At 51.8% G+C, this 738-nt stretch carries 1 protein-coding gene; it reads right to left on the bottom strand.

Annotation, left to right across the window (positions count from 1 at the left end; translation table 11 throughout):
• Positions 1-470: TrmH family RNA methyltransferase (locus tag B2633_RS08650; protein ID WP_483170204.1), on the bottom strand; the 470-nt coding region annotated here is incomplete at its 3' end.
• Between the last annotated feature and the right edge of the window lie 268 nt (positions 471-738).

The following is a 738-nucleotide window of genomic DNA, read 5'->3' as shown; positions in this document are numbered from 1 at the left end:
CGCACCACTTTCTGGTTAAATGGATCCACGCATCCGGCGGTCATTAAGACGGCATCAACTGCAAATGCCCAACATGTTCTGATTATTGTGCCGACATTGCCGGGATCGCTGAGCTGATCCAGAACCACCACCAGCCCGCCCGGTTTGGCCGCCTGATCAAGGGAGTAAGCGGGCTTCGTCATCACCGCTGCTATTCCCTGCGGGTTTTCGGTGTCGCAGATCAGTTTCATAATGCCTTCATCCACCGCATACCAGGAGAGGTTTGGATACTGCGCTGCAAAAGCCTGGTACTGCTCCCGGCGTTTCTTGGCCACCAGCAGACACACCGGCTGCTGCCCGCTGCTCAACGCTTCTTCCACCAGGTGCAGGCCCTCCAGGATATACCTCCCGGTCTGATCCCGGTATTTTTTGTGTTTCAGTCTGGAGATTTCTTTGATCAGGGGATTTTCTTTGGAATTTATTTCTTTCATGTCTTCCCCCCGGATAAATGCAAAATGCTAGGACCTCGATTTTTCTACGGCGCCACGCCGGTGTGGCGAAAGGATGACAAAAGGGATGCTCCTTTATTGTCATCTTTTTGTCGCATAAAACACAGAGGCTGTTCCTTAGTCTAACCAATGGAACAGCCTCTTGATTCTTTATGTGTTATTTACCGATACTCTGCTTGGCCACTTCAGTCAAGCGGGTAAAGCCCTGCGGGTCGCTGATGGCCATCTCCGACAGGATCTTGCGGTTGAT

This window comes from Syntrophomonas sp. UBA1041, assembly GCF_002316705.1.
Taxonomy (GTDB): domain Bacteria; phylum Bacillota; class Syntrophomonadia; order Syntrophomonadales; family Syntrophomonadaceae; genus DTU019.
Note: the sequence above shows the minus strand (reverse complement) of the source record. Positions and strands in the feature narration are given on the sequence as shown.